The organism is Pseudomonas sp. Y5-11, from assembly GCF_022368695.1.
Taxonomy (GTDB): domain Bacteria; phylum Pseudomonadota; class Gammaproteobacteria; order Pseudomonadales; family Pseudomonadaceae; genus Aquipseudomonas; species Aquipseudomonas parakoreensis.
Genome location: NZ_CP058974.1, coordinates 4357707 through 4379920, shown reverse-complemented (window position 1 = coordinate 4379920; position 22214 = coordinate 4357707). Strand labels below are relative to the sequence as shown.

The window sequence follows — 22214 nt, the reverse complement described above, 5'->3', positions numbered from 1 at the left end:
GCCTTACTTTCAATACAAGTCAGGTGTTTGTTTGTTATCAAGCATCGACACTTTATCTGTCGGCTTGGTCAACAGATTACTCAGCGACTGATCAAACTTCTGCAACGCCCGAACTTGCACATCCTGCTGCTGATTAATATCCGCGACGATTTCTTCCGAGCCTTTGAAGTCGGCCCACACTGGCGTCAGTTCTTTCGCTTCAGAACCTTTTGCTGTACCGATGTAGTTCAACTTCGCATCATAAAAATCTGCACTCACATCAGCCTTGATGTCGGAACTGCGCGAGGTGATCAACTGGCTGTGGGTGTCGATGATCGCCACCACGTCGGGATGCGCTGCACGCAAACTCTGCATGTCCGGGTACACCGTGACGGAGCCGAACTGGCGTTGCAGCGAAGCCTTGACCCAGTCCACGGCCATGTCCGGTTTCGAGGTGTTGACGTAGGCGTCGTGGATCGGCTGCACCAGCAGGCTCTGGCCGAAACCGGTGCCGGCGTTGGCCTGATAGTCACGCAGGTATTCGCGGTTGGTCTGGGTGCTCGGGCTGTAGACCACGCCCAGTGACACGTCGGGACCGCTTTGCACTTGGGCGGCGCTGCTGCGGCCGACCGGTTGGGTAAACAGCGTGTCGAGGGACGAAACCGCTTTCGGCGCGGTGGGTACGGAACAGGCGGACAAGGCTAAAACGGATATCGCCAGGGTACTGGCAAAGGCAAGTTTCATGGTGAGTCTCCCGTGAAGCAACTTCAGTCGGAACGTCAGAGTTGTCGCGGCTGTTTGTGACGGGCGCACGACAGTTGATTCAGACTAAACCCGCCAACCTGTAAATAAGCTGACAATTTTCCGTGTTGTGGCGATGTATTAGTTTTATTGGCTTTAAGGCAAAACGGTTAATTTCGTCCGGACATAAAAAGGCGCAAAACAGGGTTTTGCGCCTTTTTATTTATGGCTGTGCCAACAACCATCAGTTTTTCAAAGGGATCAGCACTTGTTCGTCCGGCGCCAATACCATGAACACCAGCAACTTCGCCGGTTTGCTTTTGCTGGCGTTTTTCGACACCAGATGTTCGGAGCCGGCCGGTTCGTACCAGAACTGGCCTTTCTTATAGGTGATCGGCTGTTCGCCCTTGACCTGGGAAATCACTTCGCCTTCGAGCACATAGGCCATGGCGGTACCGTCGTGCTTGTGGGCGATCGAGGACTGGCCGGGTTTGTAGTCGACTTCAATCATCATGGCTTTCTTGCCGGGGGCGTTTTTCAGCATCTGGTCTTGCAGGACGGTGACTTTTTCCGACGGGTCATGGGCCAATGCTGCGGCGGACAGGGACAGGGCAAGAGCGGCGGTGAAGAGGTGCAGGGCTTTCATGGCGGATCACCAGTTGGGGAGGGGTGGTGATCACAGTAGTCTGCGGGGTGGGGTATTCAAACGGCCAATATTCGGGAAGATCGGGTGACCAATCGATCGTTCGGCAGTGCGGCTGAATACGCCTTCGCGAGCAAGCTCGCTCCCACAGTTGAACGCATTCCAAATGTGGGAGCGAGCTTGCTCGCGAAGGCGTCCGGTCAGACGATGGGGAAACTATTGAAATCCACACTATTGGCCAGACGGCTATCGATCAGGTCAATAAACCCCTGCGCCTCGGGCCGGTTGAAGTGCGCCTGCATCGCCGCTTCCGACTGCCAGCGTGCGCTCACCATCCAGCGTTGGTTGTCCTCGGGGCAGCGGTCGACCATATAGGCGTCGCAGCCCGGAGTCTGGCGCAGGGTGTCGACGATCTTCTGCAACTGCCGGCCGAGCTCTTCCGAACGGCCGGCGGCAGCACGCACCTGGACGGTGTTGATCACTTCGTTGGACATTGCTCACTCTCCTGAATCAGGCCGGACGAATCCTGCTCATTGAGGGATAACGCCCATGCAGAATAGGCCCGCACCGGTTGATCACCAATAACCAATCGGCGGTTAATCGCGCAGACCAATCATTCACGCCACTTGTTGCAGAATGTCGCGCAGGCGATCCAGAGCGGTGTCGATGTCGAGGGTTTCGATGGCGCCGAAGCCGAAATACAGGCCGCTCCTCATCGGCTGTTGATAATAGAAAATGTCGATGGGATACAACCCGACCTCGACCTTTCTCGCCAGCTCGATCACCAGCGCCAGATCGACAGGCACCTTGCACAGCACCGCCATGTGGAACCCGGCACTGGGCGGTATCGCCTCCAGCCACGGCGACAGATCCGTGGCCATGCGCGCCAGAATCCGCTCGCGGCGCTGGGCGTAAATCGCGTGGCAGCGGCGAATGTGCTTGAGCAGGCAACCTTCGGCAATGAACTTGGCCAGCGCCCATTGCGGCAAGGTCGAAGCGTGCTGGTCCGTGAGCTTTTTCGCGCGGATCACCGCTTCGAGGATCGCCGGCGGCAGAATCGCATAACCCAGGCGCAGCTCCGGCAGCAGGGTCTTGGAGAAGGTGCCGACGTAGGCAACGATCCCGCGCTGGTCGAGGCTGAACAGGGAGTCCGTAGGCCGGCCTTCGTAGCGGAATTCGCTGTCATAGTCGTCCTCGATGATGATCGCGCCCAGTTCATGCGCCCGGGCGAGTAACGCCTCGCGGCGCGCCTGGCTCATTGGCATGCCCAGCGGAAACTGGTGCGACGGGGTGACGTAAATCAGCCGCGTACCCTCGGGAATCTGTTCGACCACAATGCCTTCGGCATCCACCGGAACTCCGCTGACTGCGGCGCCGTGGCTACCGAACAGCAGGCGGGCCGGCGGATAACCCGGGTCTTCCATCGCCACTCGGCTGCCGGGGCTGATCAGCACGCGGGTGATCAGGTCCAGCGCCTGTTGCGCGCCGTTGCACACCACGATGTCCTCGTCCCGACCGTTGATCCCGCGCGAAAACGCGATGTGCCGGGCAATCGCATTGCGCAGTGCCGGCAAGCCTTCGGGGACGCTGTAGAAACCTTTTGAGCCGGCCATCTGGCGCATCGCATGCGATACGCAACGGCGCCAGTCGTCATGCGGGAACTGGCCCTTGCTGGTGGCGCCGCCGATAAAATCGTAACGCAGCGAACCTTCCAGCGTCGGGTGCTGCAGGAACATCGGCAGGTTGCGCCAGCGCTCGATCTGTTCGGCGCTGGCCAGTTCGGTGTGGCTTTGCTTGCGCTGAATCTGCGCCGGACGGGCGTTGACGTAAGTGCCTTTGCCGATGACCCCGGTGAGGAAGTTTTCGTAAGTCAGCTGCGCGTAGGTGTCGGAAATGGTCTTGCGCGAGATCCCCAGTTGCTCGGCCAGCAAGCGACTCGGCGGTAACTGTGTGCCGGCGGCCAGACGCCCGGATTCGATGGCGCCGCGCAGCTGGTTGTACAACTGGCCGGCCAGGTCCTTGCGGCCATTGATCACGACGTGAAGTTCCATACCGACGCGGCTCCGGGGGCGATTGGGGTGTCGGCCAGATTACCGCTGTTGCGTGATGGGCAGTAGTTGCGCAACACAAAAACCCGAAATTGGCCTAGACCCCCTGTGGGAGCGAGCTTGCTCGCGAATGCGGTGGGTGAGTCAACACTTTAGTAGCTGACACGACGCCTTCGCGAGCAAGCTCGCTCCCACAGGTTCTATGTGTATCTGTTGGGCAGTGGTGTAGCGATATTCCGTGGAATTGGGGCTGTAACGCCGACCGCTTTGCGCTTACCGTAAATCCACTATCCCGCATTCCGAGACCTGCCCATGTCCCCGCGTCTGGACTACTACAACGCCTCACCCAAGGCGATGAAAGCCATGCTCGCCATGGAAGCGCTGACCCGCGACCTGAGCATCGAGGCGCCGCTGTTGCAACTGATCCGGATCCGCGCCTCGCAGCTCAATGGCTGCGCATTTTGCACCGACATGCATTCAGTGGATGCGCGCCGCGCCGGGGAGAGCGAGCGGCGCTTGTATGCGATCGCGGTGTGGCGCGACAGCGGCTTTTTCAATCCCCGCGAGCGCGCCGCGTTGGCTTGGGCCGAGGCGGTGACGTTGTTGGCTGAAAGTCATGTGCCGGATGATGTTTACCAGGTGGCCAAAGCGCAATTCAGTGAAGCTGAACTGGTGGATCTGACCATGGCCGTCACCACCATCAACAGCTGGAATCGCCTGGCCGTAAGCTTCCGCCAAATCCCAAGCGACTGACGTACACACCCTGTGATTGAGGTGTTCCTTGTGGTGAGGGGATTCATCCCCGATGGCCTGCGTAGCAGGCCCAACACTATCCGACGCGGGTCCGTCAGATAAACCGAGTCAGCGGGATTGACGACTGCTGCGCAGCCGATCGGGGATAAATCCCCTCGCCACAGGTGTGTTTCCCCTTCCTGTAGGTGTGTGAGTTTCTTAGCCTCAGGTGTTTGACTCATTTATTGGTTAATGGGGAGGTTCCGTTATTCGCGGCTGGGCGTTGTGGTTTGACTGAGGTGCCGAAGGTGTTGCCCATGCGTGTGCCTGTTGCGGCCGGCGTCGCGAGGCCAACCTGATTTGGCGGCCGTTTGTTCACGGGAACGTTCATTGCCTCCTGATTCTTCTGCGCGGCGGCAGCACCCTCGGGATTGTTGCCCATCTGCTGGCTCAGACAATCGTAATTCGGCGCCTTGTAGCCGCCCACCGTTACCTCCACACAGCCCAGCGGCTGTTCGGCGTGGGCGCTGGCGAAGACGTTCAGCAGCAGCCCGCCGAGGGCGATTTTCCACAGTGATTTCATGCAAGCCTCCTGGCCGGCCGAAGCGGCCGTTCTCTGATTGCAGTCTAGTGCAAGCCTTGCGCGAATCCCGTGATGGTTTTTTTGCACCGCCCGTCACACCAGATTCATAAACAGCCATCAGGATGACGGTTTTCAGGGGTACGTCAGCCGTGCAGCGAGGTAGTTCCAGGGACGGTCTTCAGCGTTCAGCGACTCTCGTGCGCCGGGTGAGTCTGGGGCTGCTGCTTGGCTGGTTCAGCGGCGGGGCGACAGCCGGACCGGTGCCGGCCGACCTGCGCATGACCCTGCACATTCCGGCGCAGGACCTGGCTCGGGCGTTGGATCAGTACAGCCACGCTACGGGTGTTGCGGTACTGGTCGACAGTCAGTTGAGTCGTGGCCGGCGCTCATTGGCGGTCGATGGCGAATACACCGCTGCCGATGCGTTGCGTCGTTTGCTCGGCGGCAGCGGCCTGATGGCGCGTTATGCCCGCGACGACGCGTTCACCTTGCAGGTGGCGCAGGTCGAAGACGTGCCGTCGGCCCTGGACAAAACCACCCCGGCCAGTGCCGCTGTCAGTCGCAGCTACGCCACCGCCGTGCAAGCGGCGATCGAGCGCAACCTGTGCCGTTCGCCGCTGACCCGTCCGGGCAGTTATCGCGCGGTGTTGCAGGTCTGGGTCGGGCGCGACGGCGTGGTGCAGCACAACCGGTTGGTCACCACCACCGGTGATGTACGGCGCGATACCGCGCTGGTGGAGAGCTTTCGCAATCTGAGGATCGACCGGCCGACGCCCAGCGCGTTGCGTCAGCCGGTCACGTTGCTGTTGTTACCGGAGTCGTCAGGGAAACGCATGGAATGCACCAAATGGGAAGGAGTTTCCGGGGGATGAAAGACACCGGACAAGGTTCGATGGTCCAGCTGTTCCTGACGTCCTATGAGGACTTTCGGGTGCGCTTGCGACGCCGTCTCGGCTCGGAAGACCTGGCCAACGACGTGCTGCACGAAACCTACCTGCGGGTCGACCGCATGGAGACGCCGCCGAACCTGCTGCGGCCCAACGCCTACCTCTATCGCATGGCCCTGAACATCGCCGCCGACCGCCGTCAGGCCGATGCGCGCCTGCTCACCGGCGAGGAAGTCGAAGAGCTGCTGCAAGTCGGCGACGAGGCGCTGGACCCGGCGCGGGTGGTCGGTGGGCAAAAGGAAATTCAGTCGCTGCTCAGCGCCCTTTACGAGCTGCCAGCGCGGCGTCGCCGAATCTTCATCGCGGCGCGGCTGGAGGAGGCGCCGCACCTGGAAATCTCCCAGCGCTTTGGCATCTCTACGCGCATGGTCGAGAAGGAAATCAAAGCCGCATTGGGCTTCTGCGCCGCGAAACTGGAAAGAAAAGTGTTTCAGCGGTTCGGTCGCGGGGCCGGAAAACCGTCTTCTGAATAGTGTCCGATCATTTCGTTGAGAACCTGCGCGTTTGAACATCTTTCGACTGACACCTGCCAAGCCATCGGCGGCCGACAATCTGCACAGCGAAGCCTACGACTGGTTGATCTTGCTGACCTCGGGCCGCGCCACCGTGGCCGACGCCCGGGCGTTGCGCCAGTGGTGCGCGCAAAGCGCCGAACATGCTCAGGCTTTCGAGCAGGCCAAGGTGTTGTGGCACAACCTGCAGCCTGCCGCTGAAAGGCTGCAGCCGCCTCGGCGGTTTGGTCGCCGGGCGTTTCTCGGTGGCGCCATTGCTGCGTCGGCGGCGTTCCTGCTGGTGCGCGGCACGATTCCCGGTGGTTTCGAAGGGCTCGGCGCCGATTACATTACCGAAGTCGGCCAGCAGAAGCGTTTCGAACCGGCCGATGGCGTAAGCCTGGAGCTCAACACCCAGACCCGTATCAATCAGCGCTCTGGCGATGATGGTGTGCAAGGTTTTGAGCTGGTCAGCGGTGAGGTTGAAGTGCAGACCGCGCGGTTGCCATTGGCGATGCAGGCCGGGGGCGGGTGGTTGCGCGCCAGTCAGGCGCGGTTCAACCTGCGCAACACCGATCAGCACGTGTGCGTGACGTGCCTTGATGGTTCGGTGGACGTCAATGTCGATGGCCACAGCCTGCGCCTGCAGCCCGGTGAACAACTGACCTACGACGCGCAGCAAGTGGGCGCAGTGCAAAGCGTCGACACAGCCGCAGTAATGAACTGGCGCCAACAAGTGCTGGTATTCAACGGCGCAACCCTCAGCCAGATGATCGACGAGATCAACCGCTACCGCCCCGGCATGCTGCTGTTGCTCAACCGCGAACTCGGCCAACGCCGCGTCCAGGCCCGCTTCAGCCTCGACCAACTCGCCGGCGTCGCCCTGCTGATCCGCGATGCCTACGGCGTCAAATGCACCGAACTGCCCGGCGGCGTCGTCGTCCTCAGCTAACCCAATCCCACCAACCCCACCAATCCCAATGTAGGAGCTGCCGAAGGCTGCGATCTTTTGATTTTGATTGTGAAGATCAAAAGATCGCAGCCTCCGGCAGCTCCTACAGAAATCTCCGATATGCAGGGATGTCGGCATAACCCGCATGCATCACTNATTGTGAAGATCAAAAGATCGCAGCCTCCGGCAGCTCCTACAGAAATCTCCGATATGCAGGGATGTCGGCATAACCCGCATGCATCACTGCAACGGCCCCATCACCTGCCGATACCGCTCCACCCCCTGCGCCGTCTCCCGCGTCAACCTTACCTCCAACCCCAACGGATCCTCCCGTCGATTCCCACTCAACTGCCGCCAACCCTTATCCACCTCCCAAACCCGCACCTGCACATCACTCACGCCTTGCAACACCGCCACTCCATTCCCCGGCGCGGGCAATGGATAGCGACTGCGCGCTTCAGCCACCGCCCGATACAACGTATCCCCCTTGACCCACCAACGCACCCGCTGCAAAGCCCCAACCTGATCCGCCGCACGGCGAATAATGTCCAGCCGAAACCCCTTGCTGTCACTACTGCGCACCGTCAGCGCAGGCGGCGCACTCGGCAGCTCATCATCCACGCCAACCTTCTTCGGCTCGGTCAATTCAATCCCCGCGCGCATCTCCACATCACGCTGCAACTGATTCAACGCCCGCAACAAACGGTCGCTCTGCTCACTGCTCGCCTGCAAATGACTGTCCGCCCGCGTCACACTGTCCAGCCCACGCCAGGCAATCAAACTGACCACCGCCATCAGCAGAATCGCGACCATCACCTCGATCAGGGTAAAGCCCCGTTGATCATTCATTGCACACTGATCCTGCCACTGGCATCACGCAGCACACTCAGCCGATTGAGCCCATCAGACAGGGTCAATTGCAGCGGCGGATTGATCCACTCGGCGTTAAGCACCACCTTCTGCTTCGGCTCCACCCGCACCTCCAGCTTCGGACTCTGCCAAGTGCGCGGCCGCAACTGCGGGTCATCCTTGAAATGCTCAAACCCCCGACCACTGTCACTGCGCCGACTGAAGCGAAAGCCCTTGCCATCACTCACCCACACAATCGGCCGGCCATCGGCGCGGGCCTCCGCCTGCGCCACCTGCAGCAACTGCGCCACACGCTCAGCGTCCTTGCGCAGCAACTGCAGCGGATCCGGCTTGATACTCAGGCTGATCGCCGCACAGGCAATCCCGATGATCACCAGCACCACCATCAACTCGATCAGCGTAAAGCCCTGTTGCTTGCCCACCTTCATCGGTTGCGCACTCCGTTGCGTCCAGCCCCGTCCAAAAAAACATCCTGCACGGCCAACATGTAAGGCGTGTGAAATAAAACCGTGAGAATTGCCGCGTAGCCTGTCAGCAGGGACTAAAAGGAGATTCAGCCCATGATGCTCACCACCCGCATATCCCCCCCGCAAACCGTCCAGGCCCTCGCACTGCTCGCCGCCCTGGTCGGCGTCGCGACCTGGTCGTCGCTGCTCCTGACCTCCGCCGAATCCCACACCCCACCAGCGCCCCCGCAAATGCTCGCGGCTCGCAGTGACAGCCCGGCGTTGCAGTGGTTTTCTAATCAGACGGCGCCGGTAGATATCAAGGTGAGCGGGGTGATGGCGGGGAGTCGCGGGGCGGTGGCGATTTTGAGTTTGAACGACGGGCCGCCGAGGAGTTTTTTGCAGGGGGAGAGGGTGGGGCCTGGGGTGAAGTTGGTGACGGTGGAGGGGGATGGGGTGGTGATTGAGCAAGGGGGGGACAGGGTGCGGTTGGGGGTGGAGAGGTTGGGGGAGGGGGTGGAGATGCCTAGGTTGGTTGGGCCGTGATTTCAGATCAACGTAGTTATCTTGTTGTATCTGTTGTATGAAGGGCTTCTGTATGGGCGATTCAAACGCCTCGGCAAAAACGTTAAAGAGAGATTATGGCTGCTTTCGGCGTTAGTTAATAGATGTTTTCTATCGGCCAAGAGGCATTCGATGTATCTGGAGATGTAGAGCCGATCAGGCGTTGACAACGCAACTCTCGCTCGAAGCAGAGCGCTGAGTAAAATTTTGTCTATCTATTTAGCGGTTAGAGCTGGATTTTTTCCTCTGTTTGTGGTGATGTCGTCATGCCATTATCGGGCGTAGTGTGAACTAACTGAAAATTTCGGATTTTTAACAAGGATAGTATGAATAAATTAATTAACTCTCTCGGCACTCCGATGACACAAGAACAGTATGCTCAAGAGTGGAAGGTTGATGCTGAGCATATTTCGAACGATGGTCATCATGCTTGGATGGCAGAGCAGCTTGGACCGCAGGATCTGGTCGTGGAAATTGGATGTGGTGCTGGTGCTAGTACCCTTGCTTTGGCCAGGAAAAGTAGAGTTATATGTGTTGAGTCGAATTCGAACTTAGTAGAGTTGTGTAAGAATAATCTCTTGGCTAACGAAGTAAGTGTTCAGGTTGTCAGTCTGTCTGAGTTGGCACAGGTAACCAGTCAGGTAGCGATTGTTAATGGCGATGTTTTTGATGTTGCTGTTGAGGAGTATTTAAAAATTGTGAGGCCTGCTGCAATAGTTTGTTGGTTAATTGGTGCCGCGCCTGAGACCATAGCAAAAAATATAGGTAAAAACCTTGGGGATTTCACGGGGGGAGAAATGGCAGCTTACCGGCAGAAATTGCACAAAAGAGTCTATGAGTTGGGCGAAAGTATTCTTCAGGTGGAAGGAGTGGTCCATATTGTAGATCGTATCGGTATTCGATCTTGGAGTGAAAAAGACTCCGCGAGAACAGCACTCGTAGAAATGCATGGTGAATTGGCGGGTGCAAGCTATTTAGTGGGTAAAAATAATGCTTACCTTCGTCGAACGCCAAAAGGTGTCAGTCGATCCTCCATTTCCATGATGAGCGTCGATAGGTTTGACAATGCAATTGAAGCGCTTTCATCCGTGAAGGCTCTTCGTAGCGAATAAATTAGTAGAAAAAAAGGGGGCGGATTTATTTCCAGAAATAACTCAGTCTCCTTTGAGTTTCTCATGCATATATAAAACTCGGGAAGTCAAGTTAACAAGTCCACTCTAGTTGAGAGGGATGCGTTCCATCTGCAATGCGTCGCTGTTGTCGTTGAGGTAGCGTGCAAACCAGCCCACTTTCGACTTTACGCCGAGGTCGTTGCTATTTTCCATGGTCGAAATTATCTCATTGCGTACCAGCGACAAGATGGGTTCTTCGTGGAGAGGAGGACCGAGAATTAGCGGCCCCAGTGCTAGGTAATCCATAAAGTACAAACCATCGAAATCCTGTTTAGCCTTCCAGGAATTTGTTGTCGATCCATTGCAAGCAAGGTTCATTACTGAATCGTCGAAAATCACCCTGGGGTAGATTGCAGTTCGACTTTCGAGCTCATAGGCTCTGACCAATCCTTCACCGAGCACCAAGCTACCAGTATGATGCAGCTGTCCAACGGTAATGGCCCCACGTGCGTACACTCCTTGCGTCAGGAGTCTTGCACAATATAGCGCATACAGTCGTAACAATCGCAAAGCCAGTGGGGTCGAGTTGGCCTAAAATTACGATATTGTCTGAGAACGTAGATACCCGAAACATATTTTCAAAGCCTTGGGTTGTAGCCATGTTTTCGCTTAATGCTGGGTAGTGCGTAGCCATTTCATTCAAAATATTAAGAAGTTTTTCTAGCTTTTCCGGATTGGTATTGGTCGATCTGATGTGTTCACGAAATCCTAAAATGTCGATGAAGGCACATACCGCTCGCTGTAGTCAGGCGCTTAGTTTATTCCTTAAAGTATTTTGCTCTTGGGGTAGCATGCGCAGAAAAGGAGATTGATATATTTCTAAAAATAGATCAGCCCCCTTTCTTTAATTTGTGAAAAATGTATGCCCTTTTTGTGCTTATTGTTTTTTTATTAATAAGCGATGCTGCTTGTCTGGCAGGTAAATTTTTCTATGCACTTTAAAGCTGTCAGGGTATTTTTTGAGGCCTGTAGTAAGTATGACTTGATAGGATTTTCCATAGCTATCAAGCTCACCAATTTTTTCAAGGCAACGTTTAAGATTGTCCAGTTCAATCCCTGATGTTTCTGGCGTGTCGATAAGCAAGAATTTAGGAAACGGTACGTCTTCTTGTGACAGAGATAGATTCATAAGGGCGAGGTAATACATAAGCCGCCTTGATACGGCTGAACTGGCCTCTCTATATTCACCGCTGCCAACTATCGGGAGGTAGTCATCTAAACTAATGCGCGCAGTGGTGCAGTCAGGTAGAGAGTCGGTCATTAATTTATTATAGATGGCGCTGAGCTTCCCTACCTTACCTTGAATGTCTATTTTTGCTTTTGCCTCTAGCGCATCTGTTTGCAGTTTTGAAGTTTCATGTTCGCTTCTCTTTCGCTCGTAGTCGTTTGTAAGGCGAACATTTTTGCTTTCTGCTTCAATTTGCTGGCGTATTTTTTCTATATCCTGACGGGTATTTAGGATCTCATCGTCAATGTCATTGATTGTGTCTAGATCTACTGGCGTATCCAGATTATCAACTCGTTCTTCTATTTTTCGCATTAGCTCTGGCATTTCATTCTCCAGTATGCGAATGTTATCTTGGATTAACTTTAGATCTTGATTGCAATCAGTTATTGCTATTTCAATGGTTTGTGTTGTTTTGATTTTTGCTTTATAGATTTCTTTGTATTCTTTTGATGTATAGAAGAAGCGTTGGTATTGTTCCTCTTGTATCTCTGAGCCGCAGACACAATGACCTGTTGCTCGTTCAACTTTACCTAAGCAGTAGGGACATGTGTCTGCAGAGAATAAATTAAGCTGATCATGTGAATGAATAATTTTTACGATCTGAGAAATTTCTCTTAGGGTGTTTTCTTTTACACTGTTTAGTTTTTGTTTTTCACCTATGGTTGAAATCAGGTCTTGGTTTAACTTGCTTAAGGTTAGCTGTTTCTCGATGATTTGGTTCTTAATATCTATTAGTGCATAGTCTACTGTTGTTCCTTTGGTGTCTCTGTTGCTTTTGAATTTGTTCCTGGCACCGTGCAGGCGTTCTAATTGGTTCTCTTTATCTTGCAGGGACGACTGAAGAAACGAAATGTTTAGTGGTTCTGAACTTCCAGACAATTCTTCAATGATCCGGGAATATTCTTTTAGAAGCCCAGCTGCAATGTTTTTATCTTTTTCTAGTGCTTTTGATTTTGAGAGGGAATCGTAGTATTCCGAAAATGTTTTTCCGACTAAAAGCTCAAAGATGGCTTTTCTTAAAAGCTCTGAGTCGTTCATGAAATTGCTTTGTGTATCTAGTTTTTTGTAAACCCCTTTAGGGTCGGGCTGCTGGTCATGATAGATAAGGCGCATAAGGTCGGTGAAATTAATTTTAAAATTTCGATAACCTTGGTATAGCTCTACAACGGTTATTTCAAGTTTCTCGAGGAGCCAGTCGGAAAAAATGTACTCAACTTCAGGGGAGCGAAATACCTGAAATATGGACGTGGGCTGATCATTGTTATGTATCAAAACTTTCGATTTGATGCTTATGTCGCAGGCTTCTAGAATTGACGATACAGTTATATCGTTGTCGTCTATGTAGCGAGTTAGCTTGTAGTTTTCACTATTTATCTTTACGTAAAGTTCGACGCGATTGTCTTTATCTTCTGTGATTTGTTTGTGTTGCTCTTTGTTCTCTTTGCGGCTGAACTCGTTAACTCGTCCGCCAAGCCCGTAATAGATCAAGTTGCAGAAGGTACTCTTTCCCGTTCCGTTGTCACCTTCAATTAGAATGAGGTTTTCATCAAATAGTGGGGATTCGAAGTGGTAGTTTGTGCCCTCATAAACGACCTTCTGAATTCTTAAACTTCCCATATTTTTATACCTCTGTCCCGATATGCCTTGCTCAGGAATGTGTCAAGGGTAATGGCTGTACTTCTCTGAATTGCCCTCTTGAATTTTTCGCAATTCATGTACTCGTTCTTGAAGATTTCCTTTGATAGGAAGTTTGGAGGCAGTTTTTCTTTGTTTAGGGTTATGTTGACTAATGCTCCCGTGTCCCCCTTGTGCAAAGATACATAACCCTTTTTTTCAAGTGTGAATAAAATTTTTAATGTTTCACTTCTTTTGGCGAGGCCATTTGAGTAGCTGTGGAAAAGAAAATCTTTGTCACCCTTGTGTAGTTTTTCTGTAGTCGAGGATTCTAATATTAATATGTTTCGATTGTTGGTTATTAATTCTATTATGAATGGAATTTTTCTGTAATCTTTAAAGACTCGTCCCTTAGTACATCCAAGGCTGTCAAGGATGATTATTGTTGCATATGTCAACAGGTAAAAGTCATCGGATGATATGAACATTAAGTTCTTTTTTACTGCCTCGTTCATTCGGATTTGTCCTCATCGAAGCATATGAAACATGAGTCTATTAGGTTTATCACTATGCCGTTGATGGTTTCTTTGTTTGATACGGTATATGTGTAATCTTTTTTTAATTCTTCAATCGTATCTGCTGCTTTTTTCTGTAGTGATTTTATTGTGGCATCGATTGAGGTTTGATTAACGGTGTTGCTGAATTTTTCGTTATCAAAAAAATAGTCCTCGCAGGCTTCGAAAACTCTGTACTTCAATGATAAAAAGCTCTTGTTGCTCGCTTCTTCTTCTGTTTTAGAACTACAGGCTTTTCTCGCAAGGGTTGCAATTTTTGATTTTGGGTATGTTGGGCAGCTATCTAGTAATTTTTCTTCTAAATTACGTTTGTCAATAATGTTGGCTGATAACTCTTGAAGCTCTTTCCATATGGGGTCAAGTAGTTGTTCACTGACTTCTGACTCTGCCATTTTGAAAATTAATTCTACCTCGGCGGAGTTAATAAATCTCTCTGCAAAGTCTTTGAAATGTTGTTTCTCATCAATCTTGTCAAGAATTTTAGCGAGAATTAGTTGTTCCTTCCCACTCATGCTGAGTTGATAATATTTGCAACATTTTATCAGCGTTTCTGCACTGCGTTGGAGCTCTAATTCATCTTCTTGCCCAGACAGCCAGCTAATTTTCTTGAGAAAAATCTTGAATTGCTCTAGATCAATTTCTTCGAGAGCTTTGAGGTAGCCGTTTCCGGGTATTTTTTCATACTGCTTTTTGTATTCGACAAGCAGGATGGTTTTAACAACACTGGCTATGTTGTCGGGGATATCAGAAGAGCTTTGAAGAATTTCAAGGATCGGCCTGTCGGGAAGCTCTATTATTGTTCTGTCTGCAAGTTCTTTCTTTTTTTCTTTCCCGAAGTTCGTTGTGGTGTAAAAGCTAAATGTAAATACTGTAGATGGGCTTCTGTGCCACTTTCCTATATAGATATCAAAAAAACTCACAAGGGTGTTTAGTACGGCTTCTGAGTGTATTGTAAAGTTGCTGTCAGGGCTGTAGTTTTTGTCTTCTTCAATCATCTGATCTGTGATTGAATTTACGGTTTTTATTATTGTTACATCCTCTTCCGCCTCAATGGCTGCGTAGTAGAAATTTACATTCGACAAATCATTTGCGGCTCTCAGCAGAAGTGTTGCTGCTCGGAGCTTTTGGAGCCGGAAGCCTTTTGTTTTGTCAGCAGCATCCCGGTTTATTATCTGCGTCATGTCGACGTGTAATCCGTTACTTAGGTTGTTCGGGAATTTCTATGAGCGAACCCTAACTGAAAGCTGACCATGCTGTCGATATGCCGCTATGCCTTGCCTGGCTCATTCCTCTCCGGTTTGGCCAGAGAGAGCAGTGCCGGGTGAGGTCAACGTTGACCCGTTTAGATCTAATTGAGTCGAATTCTAGCTGGTGACGGCGGCAACCTCTGGCCAATACCAATTGTTGAAGGAGTTGGGAAGGCTCAGGTTGGAAATAGGGGGGTATTTTGCTGCTGGAGAATATTGAGATGTACCGGAAAATTGAAAAATGGCCGAGGTTGTCAGGTGTGACTGACGACCTCGGCCATTTTCTTTCAGGCTGCTGAGCTACAGCGCTGAGACTATTACGCCTTTACCTCAACATGATCCAGCGCCTGATTCACCGCCAACTCGCTCAACATCACCAACTGGGCAATCCCAATCGCAGTCTTGCGATGGGCAGGCACCAGCGTGGCGGCGAAGTTGTTGAGCATTTCACTCGCTGATCCCAGTGATTCGCTGGCGTTGGCCAGCAGGGATTCGGTGTTGTAGGCCGGGTTGGCCAGGTACATGGGGTCGTGTTTGTGGTGGCTGCCCATGATGCGTTGTTGTGGGGTTAGGTAGTGGTCGAGGGCGCGTTCGGCGGCTTCGTTGAGGGTTCGGGAGTCGGGGAATTTGTAGGGTGAAACCGGATCGGTTTCGGAGGGATTGGGTGTTGGCTTGAACATAGATGAAACTCCTCATGCTTCAAAAAGGGAGGCCATCCAATTTCGCTACCAAACGAAGGTGGCGGCCATGCTCAGGTTGGTAGACCGGCACATGAGGAACCCGGCGCACCCGAAGGTGCCCTGTGCATGACCACCATAAAGCCGAGACGAAACGACGCCACGAATGGTGATGCTGTGCAGAACTCATGTGCGGGCTACCAAACCCGATCACTGTTTTTCAGTGACCTGGAAACGATAAGACCCGCACCCCGGACGCACAAGCCGGCGGATTCTGGCGTAGTCGTAGGTAATGACGCAAGGTTGTGTAGCCTTGAGGAAGTAACGGTGAGTGTCTTTTAAACGTGGTTTTTGGGGTGGGTAAACGGGTGATTCAAGCAGCGGCCCTCACCCCAGCCCTCTCCCGGAGGGAGAGGGGGCCGACCGAGGTGTCTTACGCTTTACATCGACCTGAGAGACCGAGTTGATTATGGATTCAACGCGGTGCGTGCAAGTTGGTTTAGATCATTAGGTCGGCGTCGGAAATGTCCCACGGTTGATTCATATGCCTCTGAGCTGTCCGACATTTCGGGACGTTTTAGAGCTAGGGATTTTCGGGGCGGCTGAGCAACGTCTCCAACCGCGCCAACGCTGGCGCTTCCTGGCTGCGATCAAACACCTGCACCCCAACCTTGAGCAACCGCCCATTCTCCACCCCCCCAATCACCTGCTCACACCGCAACAACAACCTCCCTTGATCACACTCCATCGCCTTAACCCCCATCAACAACCGCCCCTCCAACCGAAGTTCAGCCATCCGACTCTGCGCCGCAATCATCGCAATCGAGCGATCCCGCAAGATCCCGCTGCTCTGCGTCATCAACCCCGCCACGCGCACGGCGGCGGACATGGCGACGGCGATGATCGCGAGGGCCACGAGCACTTCAATCAGGGTGAATCCGGCTTGCGGGGAGGGGGTGCGCATCGGCGGCTCGGGCAGTCGGGCAGCCCTTGACGCTAACCCCCGTCCTTGACGGCTTGACGACGAAAACTCCCGAGGATTTTCAACATCCCTGACATATCTTCTTGCAACACTGCGCGTCGAATCGAATCAAGCCAAGGGAATGTCGAGATGGATATCGCGCAGTTCAAACAGCCCAACCGACCGAGCCGGCTGCCCCGTGGGCAGCAGGGTTTTACCCTGATCGAGATCATGGTGGTGGTGGTGATTCTCGGGATTCTGGCGGCGATGGTGGTGCCCAAAGTGCTCGATCGGCCGGATCAGGCGCGGGCCACGGCGGCGAAGCAGGATATCGGTGGTTTGATGCAGGCGCTGAAGTTGTATCGCCTCGATCACGGCACTTACCCGAGCATGACGCAGGGTCTGAAAGTGCTGGTGGAGCGGCCGGCGGATGCGAAGAACAGCAACTGGCGTTCGTACCTGGAGCGTCTGCCGAATGACCCGTGGGGTCGTCCTTATCAATACCTCAACCCCGGCGCGAATGGCGAGATCGATATCTTTTCCCTCGGTGCCGACGGTCAGCCTGACGGCGACGGCGTGAATGCCGATATCGGCTCCTGGCAGCTGTAAAGCCGGCGATGAACAGCCAATCGAACCAGCAGGGGATGGCGATCATCAGTGCGCTGTTGATTGCGGCGGTGGTCGCGGTGATTGCGGCGGGGATGTTGACCCGGCAGAGCGTTTCGACCCGCGCGCTGGAGGCGGATCAGCAGCGGGTGCAGGGGCGCTGGTTGTTGCACGGCGGGCTGGAGATCAGCCGGCAATTGCTCTGGGATGCGCGGCAGCGTGATCCGCTGACCCGGTTCGATCAGCCGTGGGCGCAGCGTTTGAATGCGCACGGTTTCGAGGGGCGGCTGGAGGATGAGCAGGGCAAGTTCAACCTGCGCAATCTGGTGGCCAACGAGCGTGTCGATGAGGCGCAGGTGCAGGCGTTTAAGCGGTTGTGCGAGTTGATCGGCATCAGCGCCGGGTTGAGTCAGCGCATCAGTCAGCGGGTGATCGGCTCTTATCCGTATCTGTTGAATCCGCAAATAGCCGAGAACACCACGAGCAAAAACGCCTTTGACAGTGGCCGCGCCACGTCGCCGAATGCGTCGCGCAAGCCACAGCATCCGAAGTTGCCGATGCTGCGCAGTGTTGATGATTTGCGCAGCGTCGAGGGTGTGAATGAGGCGGTCATCGGCAAACTGGCGCCGTACCTGACGGTGATCCCCGCGACCACTTGGCTCAATGGCAATACCGCCACTGCGCCGGTATTGGCCGCGTATGTGCCGGGGTTGTCGCTGGAGCGCGCGCAGGCGCTGATCAATGAGCGCGATGCCGGGCGCTGGTTCATCAACCGTGGCGATTTCGTCAACCGCTTGCGTATGCCGCAACTGGAACTGACCAGCGTCAAGGTCGGCATCACCAGTGACTGGTTTCGCCTGCGTGGCGAGGCGCGGCGTGAGCAGCGTCGTGTCAGTCTCGATGCGTTGTTGCACCGCAGCGAGGATCGGCTGCCGCAAGTGATCTGGTCGCGGGTGGGTGCATGAGCCAGTTGCGTGTGAGTTTGCCGCCACTGGCGCAGTTGAGTCTCGACAGTGAAATGGACTGCGCGTGGCTGGACCGGCAGGGGCAGGTCATTCGTGAACAGCGCCAGACCTTGAGCCAACTGGGGCAGTCACCCAAGCAGCCACCGCTCAGCGCTTATCTGCACCCGGCGGACAGCCTGCTGGCGAGCATCGACCTGCCACCATTGCCGGCGAACAAGACCGCAGCGGCGGTGCAATGCGCGGCGCAGGCCTTGATGCTCGGCGACTGCAATGACATGCACATCGCCCACAGTTCGCGGGATGAAGCGGGGCAGGTGCAGATCGCCTGGGCGCCGCGTCAGCGTTTGCAGCATCTGGGGCAATTGCTGAAGCAGGCCGGGCTGAATCTGCGCGGTCTGTACCCGGCGGCGTACAGCTTGCCGGTGCTGCCGGGCACGGTGGCCTGTCGGCAGGACGGCCATTTGTTGCTGCGCGAAAGCGTGCAGGTGGCGCGGGTGCAGCCGCTGTTCGACGACGAGATTGGTGACTGGCTGCTGAGCTGCGGCACGCCGTTGCACTGGATCGGTTCGACGCCACCGCCGGATGCAGAATTGCCGATGGCCGAGGCGCAGCGCTGGACCGGGCCGTTGCCCGGTTGGGGCCTGCACGGCGCGGTGCAACAGCAGCGCAGCGAGCATCGCGGTTGGGGCCGGGCGCTGGGGCTGTGCGCCTTGGCGGTGGCGGTGTGGGTCATCGGCCTGAACCTGTATGCCGCCCGTGAGGCCAGTCAGGGCCAGCAGCTCAAGGCGCAGATGGCGCAGCGGGTGAAGCAGGCCTTTCCCGAGTTGCCGGTGATCCTCAATCCGCTGCAGCAGGCCCGTCAGCAATTGGCGGCGCGGCAGAAGGGCGCGGCGGAGGACCCGGCGCAGCCGTTCAATCGGCTGGTGTTGCAGGCCGGCAGTGGCATGCCGTTCATGGCCGGCACGGTCGAGCGCCTGACGTTTGTCGACGGCACGTTGCAGTTGAGTTTGCTGGCCGACGTCCGGCGCAGCGCCAATGACAAGGACAAGGATTGGCAAGCCGCATTGGCCCAGATCGGGATCAGTGCGACGGCTGACGATGAAGGCTGGCTGCTGCGCCCGAGCGATGAAGTCACCACTCCCGACGACAGCGCTGACGACAGCGGAGCAGAAGATGAATAAGGCATCGCTCGCGGTCTATCGCGCCCGTTGGCAGCGTTTCAGCGCGCAGCTTCAGGCGCGCTGGCAAGCGTTGGCCCTGCGCGAAAAGCGCATGGTCGGCGGCATGACGGCGGTGCTGCTGGCGCTGTTGGTGTGGGTCGCATTGATTCAGCCGCCGCTGAAAAAAATCACGTACTGGCAAAGCGAAACGCCGAAGCTGCGTGCGCAGACCGAAGCCCTTGAAGTGCTGTTGCGCGAAGTCAGCGTGCGCCCGGACGGGCAAAGTCTTGCGCAGTCTCTTGAGCAGACGCTGCAGGCCAGCGGCCTGGCCGGACACTTTCAATTGCAGGCCGGAGAGGCCGGCGCGTGGCAGCTGACGTTCGACGCAGCGCCGGCCGATGCCGTGCTCGACTGGCTGCTGAGCACCCCGGCACAACTTTCTCTGCAAGTGGTCGAGGCCCGTCTGCAACGCGCCGACAACGCTTCGACCGAAGTCACTGCCGGCACATTGTCAGGCACCGTTCGCATGGATCAGGCGCTGGGCGCTAAGGAAGCTTCATGAAGGGGTCAGGAACCAAACCGGCACGTCTGGCGTTGCCGATGTTGCTGATGGCGTTGAGCGCGTGCAGCAACACCAGCACGCCGCCGAACCAGCCGCCGTTGCTGGTGGACAGCGAACTCGGCCGTCCACTGGCCAACACCCAGCGCAGTGGCGATGCGCTGCTTGATCGGCAACGCGCCCAGGCTCAAACCGCGCCGCAACCCCGGCAGCTGCACAACATCACCGAACGCGCACGCAGTGGCGGCGCCCCACGCGGCAGCACACTGCCGAGCAATCCGCTGGGCGATCAGCCGGTGACGCTGAATTTTGTCGATGCCGATATTCAAGCGGTGGTGCGCGCGTTGTCGCGTTCCACCGGCCAGCAGTTTCTGGTCGACCCTCGGGTCAAGGGCAGCCTGACGCTGGTCTCGGAAGGTCAGGTGCCGGCACGCCAGGCTTATGACATGTTGCTCGCGGCGTTGCGCATGCAGGGTTTCAGCGTGGTCGATGTCGGCGGCGTCGCCCAGGTGGTGCCGGAAGCCGATGCGAAACTGCTCGGCGGGCCGATCTACAGCCCGGACAAACCCGCCGGCAACGGCATGCTGACGCGTACCTTTCGCCTGCAATACGAAAACGCGGTGAACCTGATTCCGGTGTTGCGCCCGATCGTCTCGCCGAACAACCCGATCAATGCCTACCCCGGCAACAACACCATCGTCGTCACCGATTACGCCGAGAACCTGACCCGCGTCGCCCAGTTGATCCAGACCATCGACACCCCGAGCGCGATCGACACCGACGTGGTGCAGATCCAGAACGGTATCGCCGCCGACATCGCGCCGATGGTCGCCGACCTGCTCGACGCGCCGGGCAACGACCCGACGCAGAAAATCGCGGTGATCGGCGACCCGCGTTCCAACACCATCATCATCCGCGCCGGCAGCCCCGAGCGCACTGAGTTGGCGCGCAATCTGATCTACAAACTCGACAACGCACAGAGCAATCCGAGCAACCTGCACGTGGTTTATTTGCGTAACGCGCAAGCGGCGAAACTGGCGCAGGCCTTGCGCGGCCTGCTGACTGGCGAAAGCGACAGCGGCACCAGCGACAGTGCGCGCTCGGTGCTCAGCGCCATGGGTAGCAATGGCAACAACAATGGCGGTTCGGGTGCGCAGAGCGGCACGCAAACCAGCGGCAGCACCTCGACCACTTCCAGCACGGGCAGCACCGGCGGCAGTTATGCGCAGGGCAGCAGTTCGACCGGCAGCGGCGGCAATCAGGCCAGCGAACAGAACGTTGCGTTCAGCGCCGGCGGGGTGACGATTCAGGCTGACGCCACCACCAACACTTTGTTGATTTCCGCGCCGGAGCCGTTGTATCGCAACCTGCGCGAGGTCATCGATTTGCTCGACCAGCGCCGTGCGCAAGTGGTGATCGAGAGCCTGATCGTTGAGGTCGGCGAGGACGATGCCAGCGAATTCGGCGTGCAATGGCAGACCGGCAATCTCGGCGGTAAAGGCGTGATTGGCGGGGCGAATCTTGGCGGTTCGGGGATCAACCTCAACGGCAAGACCAGCCTCGATGTGCTGCCGCAGGGTTTGAACCTCGGTTACGTCAACGGCACCGTCGATATCCCCGGCATCGGCAAGATTCTCGACCTGAAAGTGTTGGCCCGGGCGCTGAAGAGCAAGGGCGGCACCAACGTGCTGTCGACGCCGAATCTGCTGACCCTCGATAACGAGGCGGCGAGTATTTTTGTCGGCCAGACCATTCCGTTTGTCAGCGGCAGCTATGTCACTGGCGGCGGGGGCACCAGCAACAACCCGTTCCAGACCGTGACCCGGGAAGAGGTGGGCTTGAAGCTCAACGTGCGGCCGCAGATTTCCGAGGGCGGCACGGTCAAGCTCGATATCTATCAGGAAGTCAGCAGCATCGACGAGCGCGCGTCGGCCAGCGCGACGTCGGCGGGGATCGTCACCAACAAGCGCGCGATCGACACCAGCATCCTGCTCGACGACGGCCAGATCATGGTCCTCGGCGGCTTGCTGCAGGACGGTTACAGCCAGAGCAACGAAGCGGTGCCATGGCTGGGCACCTTGCCGGGGATCGGTGCGCTGTTTCGCAACGAGCGCCGGGCGATCAGCAAGACCAACCTGATGGTGTTCCTGCGCCCGTACATCATCCGCGACAGCGAAGCGGGGCGCAGCATCACCCTCAACCGCTACGACTTCATGCGCCGCGCCCAGGGCGGCCTGCAACCGGAACGCAGCTGGGCAATGCCGGACATGCAGGCGCCGCAGTTGCCGACGGCGGCGCAGGGAGTGCCGAGTCCGGTTCCGGCTTCGGGACCTCGCGCGACGATCAAAGCGGTGCCGATTGAAGGGAGTACACGCTTTTGAATCCCACCCTCAATCTGAGAAGTAACCCTGTGGTGAGGGGATTTATCCCCGATGGGCAGCGAAGCGGCCCCAA

General features: G+C 56.0%; 23 protein-coding genes. 11 read left to right on the top strand and 12 right to left on the bottom strand.

Annotation, left to right across the window (positions count from 1 at the left end):
- Positions 1-9 precede the first annotated feature (9 nt).
- From HXW87_RS19160 to HXW87_RS19145, 4 genes are all read right to left on the bottom strand, one after another.
- Complete coding sequence (locus HXW87_RS19160; protein ID WP_239777492.1) at positions 10-723, bottom strand: ATPase; 714 nt, start codon at positions 721-723, stop codon at positions 10-12.
- 241 nt (positions 724-964) lie between these two features.
- Positions 965-1366: a cupin domain-containing protein gene (locus tag HXW87_RS19155; protein WP_239777491.1), complete on the bottom strand. Its 402-nt coding sequence runs from the start codon at positions 1364-1366 to the stop codon at positions 965-967.
- Between the two features lie 197 nt (positions 1367-1563).
- The gene (locus HXW87_RS19150; RefSeq protein ID WP_047293918.1) at positions 1564-1857 is read right to left on the bottom strand and encodes a putative quinol monooxygenase; all 294 of its coding nucleotides are present in this window, start codon (positions 1855-1857) and stop codon (positions 1564-1566) included.
- Positions 1858-1980: 123 nt separating this feature from the next.
- The gene (locus tag HXW87_RS19145) at positions 1981-3414 is read right to left on the bottom strand and encodes a PLP-dependent aminotransferase family protein (protein ID WP_239777490.1); all 1434 of its coding nucleotides are present in this window, start codon (positions 3412-3414) and stop codon (positions 1981-1983) included.
- 309 nt (positions 3415-3723) lie between these two features.
- Here HXW87_RS19145 and HXW87_RS19140 point away from each other — a divergent pair, with 309 nt between their 5' ends.
- Positions 3724-4164, top strand: coding sequence for a carboxymuconolactone decarboxylase family protein (locus HXW87_RS19140; protein WP_121185065.1), 441 nt, complete (start codon positions 3724-3726; stop codon positions 4162-4164).
- Between the two features lie 217 nt (positions 4165-4381).
- Here the strand turns inward: HXW87_RS19140 and HXW87_RS19135 are convergent, their stop codons facing one another.
- Positions 4382-4726, bottom strand: coding sequence for a hypothetical protein (locus HXW87_RS19135; RefSeq protein WP_239777489.1), 345 nt, complete (start codon positions 4724-4726; stop codon positions 4382-4384).
- Between the two features lie 206 nt (positions 4727-4932).
- Here HXW87_RS19135 and HXW87_RS19130 point away from each other — a divergent pair, with 206 nt between their 5' ends.
- Genes HXW87_RS19130 through HXW87_RS19120 form a run of 3 tightly spaced genes read left to right on the top strand, consistent with a single transcriptional unit; the run spans position 4933 to position 7116 of the window.
- Positions 4933-5598 (top strand): secretin and TonB N-terminal domain-containing protein, encoded by a 666-nt coding sequence (locus tag HXW87_RS19130; protein WP_239777488.1) that lies wholly within the window; start codon positions 4933-4935, stop codon positions 5596-5598.
- Entirely contained in the window at positions 5595-6146 is a 552-nt protein-coding gene (locus HXW87_RS19125; RefSeq protein ID WP_041062424.1) for an RNA polymerase sigma factor, read from the top strand. The genes HXW87_RS19130 and HXW87_RS19125 overlap by 4 nt, the downstream gene beginning before the upstream one ends.
- 31 nt (positions 6147-6177) lie before the next feature.
- The gene (locus HXW87_RS19120; protein ID WP_239777487.1) at positions 6178-7116 is read left to right on the top strand and encodes a DUF4880 domain-containing protein; all 939 of its coding nucleotides are present in this window, start codon (positions 6178-6180) and stop codon (positions 7114-7116) included.
- Between the two features lie 240 nt (positions 7117-7356).
- Here HXW87_RS19120 and HXW87_RS19115 read toward each other — a convergent pair whose 3' ends face one another.
- Together HXW87_RS19115 and gspH are read right to left on the bottom strand one after the other, a co-directional pair.
- The gene (locus HXW87_RS19115; protein WP_239777486.1) at positions 7357-7965 is read right to left on the bottom strand and encodes a prepilin-type N-terminal cleavage/methylation domain-containing protein; all 609 of its coding nucleotides are present in this window, start codon (positions 7963-7965) and stop codon (positions 7357-7359) included.
- The gene (gspH, locus tag HXW87_RS19110; protein ID WP_239777485.1) at positions 7962-8414 is read right to left on the bottom strand and encodes a type II secretion system minor pseudopilin GspH; all 453 of its coding nucleotides are present in this window, start codon (positions 8412-8414) and stop codon (positions 7962-7964) included. The genes HXW87_RS19115 and gspH overlap by 4 nt, the downstream gene beginning before the upstream one ends.
- A 132-nt stretch (positions 8415-8546) precedes the next feature.
- Here gspH and HXW87_RS19105 point away from each other — a divergent pair, with 132 nt between their 5' ends.
- Together HXW87_RS19105 and HXW87_RS19100 are read left to right on the top strand one after the other, a co-directional pair.
- Positions 8547-8978, top strand: a complete 432-nt coding sequence (locus tag HXW87_RS19105) for a type II secretion system protein N (protein ID WP_239777484.1) — start codon at positions 8547-8549, stop codon at positions 8976-8978.
- A gap of 344 nt (positions 8979-9322) precedes the next feature.
- Positions 9323-10108: a methyltransferase domain-containing protein gene (locus tag HXW87_RS19100; protein WP_239777483.1), complete on the top strand. Its 786-nt coding sequence runs from the start codon at positions 9323-9325 to the stop codon at positions 10106-10108.
- A 937-nt stretch (positions 10109-11045) separates the two neighbouring features.
- Here HXW87_RS19100 and HXW87_RS19095 read toward each other — a convergent pair.
- The 5 genes from HXW87_RS19095 to gspI all read right to left on the bottom strand — a co-directional run bounded on the left by HXW87_RS19095 (position 11046) and on the right by gspI (position 16473).
- Entirely contained in the window at positions 11046-13013 is a 1968-nt protein-coding gene (locus HXW87_RS19095; RefSeq protein ID WP_239777482.1) for an AAA family ATPase, read from the bottom strand.
- Positions 13001-13525, bottom strand: a complete 525-nt coding sequence (locus HXW87_RS19090) for a hypothetical protein (protein WP_239777481.1) — start codon at positions 13523-13525, stop codon at positions 13001-13003. Before HXW87_RS19090 ends, HXW87_RS19095 begins: the two co-directional genes overlap by 13 nt.
- Positions 13522-14766, bottom strand: a complete 1245-nt coding sequence (locus HXW87_RS19085; RefSeq protein ID WP_239777480.1) for a hypothetical protein — start codon at positions 14764-14766, stop codon at positions 13522-13524. Before HXW87_RS19085 ends, HXW87_RS19090 begins: the two co-directional genes overlap by 4 nt.
- Before the next feature lie 383 nt (positions 14767-15149).
- Positions 15150-15512, bottom strand: a complete 363-nt coding sequence (locus HXW87_RS19080) for a hypothetical protein (protein ID WP_239777479.1) — start codon at positions 15510-15512, stop codon at positions 15150-15152.
- Between the two features lie 580 nt (positions 15513-16092).
- The gene (gene gspI / locus HXW87_RS19075) at positions 16093-16473 is read right to left on the bottom strand and encodes a type II secretion system minor pseudopilin GspI (protein WP_239777478.1); all 381 of its coding nucleotides are present in this window, start codon (positions 16471-16473) and stop codon (positions 16093-16095) included.
- 147 nt (positions 16474-16620) lie between these two features.
- Here gspI and gspG point away from each other — a divergent pair, with 147 nt between their 5' ends.
- From gspG to gspD, 5 genes are read left to right on the top strand one after another with little or no spacing between them, the layout of a single operon-like run.
- Entirely contained in the window at positions 16621-17079 is a 459-nt protein-coding gene (gene gspG / locus HXW87_RS19070) for a type II secretion system major pseudopilin GspG (RefSeq protein ID WP_239777477.1), read from the top strand.
- A gap of 8 nt (positions 17080-17087) precedes the next feature.
- Positions 17088-18041, top strand: coding sequence for a type II secretion system minor pseudopilin GspK (gene gspK / locus HXW87_RS19065; protein ID WP_239777476.1), 954 nt, complete (start codon positions 17088-17090; stop codon positions 18039-18041).
- Positions 18038-19222, top strand: coding sequence for a type II secretion system protein GspL (gene gspL / locus HXW87_RS19060; RefSeq protein ID WP_239777475.1), 1185 nt, complete (start codon positions 18038-18040; stop codon positions 19220-19222). The genes gspK and gspL overlap by 4 nt, the downstream gene beginning before the upstream one ends.
- On the top strand, positions 19215-19763 hold the full coding sequence (gene gspM / locus HXW87_RS19055) for a type II secretion system protein GspM (RefSeq protein WP_239777474.1): 549 nt from the start codon (positions 19215-19217) through the stop codon (positions 19761-19763). Before gspL ends, gspM begins: the two co-directional genes overlap by 8 nt.
- The gene (gspD, locus tag HXW87_RS19050) at positions 19760-22141 is read left to right on the top strand and encodes a type II secretion system secretin GspD (protein WP_239777473.1); all 2382 of its coding nucleotides are present in this window, start codon (positions 19760-19762) and stop codon (positions 22139-22141) included. Before gspM ends, gspD begins: the two co-directional genes overlap by 4 nt.
- Positions 22142-22214 lie beyond the last annotated feature (73 nt).

Bases quoted from the DNA above. Each gene is read 5' to 3' on its own strand.
- HXW87_RS19160 (WP_239777492.1), bottom strand. From the start codon at position 723: ATGAAACTTGCCTTTGCCAGTACCCTGGCGATATCCGTTTTAGCCTTG.
- HXW87_RS19155 (WP_239777491.1), bottom strand. From the start codon at position 1,366: ATGAAAGCCCTGCACCTCTTCACCGCCGCTCTTGCCCTGTCCCTGTCC.
- HXW87_RS19150 (WP_047293918.1), bottom strand. From the start codon at position 1,857: ATGTCCAACGAAGTGATCAACACCGTCCAGGTGCGTGCTGCCGCCGGC.
- HXW87_RS19145 (WP_239777490.1), bottom strand. From the start codon at position 3,414: ATGGAACTTCACGTCGTGATCAATGGCCGCAAGGACCTGGCCGGCCAG.
- HXW87_RS19140 (WP_121185065.1), top strand. From the start codon at position 3,724: ATGTCCCCGCGTCTGGACTACTACAACGCCTCACCCAAGGCGATGAAA.
- HXW87_RS19135 (WP_239777489.1), bottom strand. From the start codon at position 4,726: ATGAAATCACTGTGGAAAATCGCCCTCGGCGGGCTGCTGCTGAACGTC.
- HXW87_RS19125 (WP_041062424.1), top strand. From the start codon at position 5,595: ATGAAAGACACCGGACAAGGTTCGATGGTCCAGCTGTTCCTGACGTCC.
- HXW87_RS19115 (WP_239777486.1), bottom strand. From the start codon at position 7,965: ATGAATGATCAACGGGGCTTTACCCTGATCGAGGTGATGGTCGCGATT.
- gspH (WP_239777485.1), bottom strand. From the start codon at position 8,414: ATGAAGGTGGGCAAGCAACAGGGCTTTACGCTGATCGAGTTGATGGTG.
- HXW87_RS19105 (WP_239777484.1), top strand. From the start codon at position 8,547: ATGATGCTCACCACCCGCATATCCCCCCCGCAAACCGTCCAGGCCCTC.
- HXW87_RS19100 (WP_239777483.1), top strand. From the start codon at position 9,323: ATGAATAAATTAATTAACTCTCTCGGCACTCCGATGACACAAGAACAG.
- HXW87_RS19095 (WP_239777482.1), bottom strand. From the start codon at position 13,013: ATGGGAAGTTTAAGAATTCAGAAGGTCGTTTATGAGGGCACAAACTAC.
- HXW87_RS19090 (WP_239777481.1), bottom strand. From the start codon at position 13,525: ATGAACGAGGCAGTAAAAAAGAACTTAATGTTCATATCATCCGATGAC.
- HXW87_RS19085 (WP_239777480.1), bottom strand. From the start codon at position 14,766: ATGACGCAGATAATAAACCGGGATGCTGCTGACAAAACAAAAGGCTTC.
- HXW87_RS19080 (WP_239777479.1), bottom strand. From the start codon at position 15,512: ATGTTCAAGCCAACACCCAATCCCTCCGAAACCGATCCGGTTTCACCC.
- gspI (WP_239777478.1), bottom strand. From the start codon at position 16,473: ATGCGCACCCCCTCCCCGCAAGCCGGATTCACCCTGATTGAAGTGCTC.
- gspG (WP_239777477.1), top strand. From the start codon at position 16,621: ATGGATATCGCGCAGTTCAAACAGCCCAACCGACCGAGCCGGCTGCCC.
- gspK (WP_239777476.1), top strand. From the start codon at position 17,088: ATGAACAGCCAATCGAACCAGCAGGGGATGGCGATCATCAGTGCGCTG.
- gspL (WP_239777475.1), top strand. From the start codon at position 18,038: ATGAGCCAGTTGCGTGTGAGTTTGCCGCCACTGGCGCAGTTGAGTCTC.
- gspM (WP_239777474.1), top strand. From the start codon at position 19,215: ATGAATAAGGCATCGCTCGCGGTCTATCGCGCCCGTTGGCAGCGTTTC.
- gspD (WP_239777473.1), top strand. From the start codon at position 19,760: ATGAAGGGGTCAGGAACCAAACCGGCACGTCTGGCGTTGCCGATGTTG.